Origin of the sequence: Corallococcus sp. AB038B (assembly GCF_003668955.1) — a bacterium.
GTDB lineage: Bacteria > Myxococcota > Myxococcia > Myxococcales > Myxococcaceae > Corallococcus > Corallococcus exiguus.
This window is the reverse complement of record NZ_RAWO01000344.1, coordinates 1-391: the sequence shown is the minus strand read 5'-3', so window position 1 is coordinate 391 and position 391 is coordinate 1. Positions and strand designations below refer to the sequence as shown.

General features: G+C 40.2%; 1 protein-coding gene. It reads left to right on the top strand.

Translation table 11 applies throughout. The features are described from left to right. A partial coding sequence (locus D7Y04_RS46270) for a hypothetical protein (RefSeq protein ID WP_233601886.1) occupies window positions 1–217 on the top strand: 217 nt, incomplete at its 5' end. Between the last annotated feature and the right edge of the window lie 174 nt (window positions 218–391).

Genomic DNA, 391 nt, shown 5'->3' with positions numbered 1-391 from the left:
TGTATATTGGACAACGAGCGAATTTGACAGGCAAATTGTACCGCTCGTTCGTCGAATGTCGTATCTGAAAACGTTTTCATTATCTCTTTGTGTTCTTGAGAAAAGTTTATCTATTGATGGCATTTATCTGCCGCATCCAGAGACGCTCAACTTCAACATCGTCCCTGTAGGTGTCGACATCAATCGACACACAAGACCATCTTCTGATGATATCTGACGCATGTTCATCGAGTGAGAAACATTGACTGTAGACTTAGAAATATAGGCTGACTTCACGTTTATCCACTGGTGTTCAATATGGAATATATCCGATATGTCAAGCATAGTTTTCCTGGTGGAAATTCCATTAATATTCGTGTTTTTGCATATCAAGGACGAGTCACATCCTTCG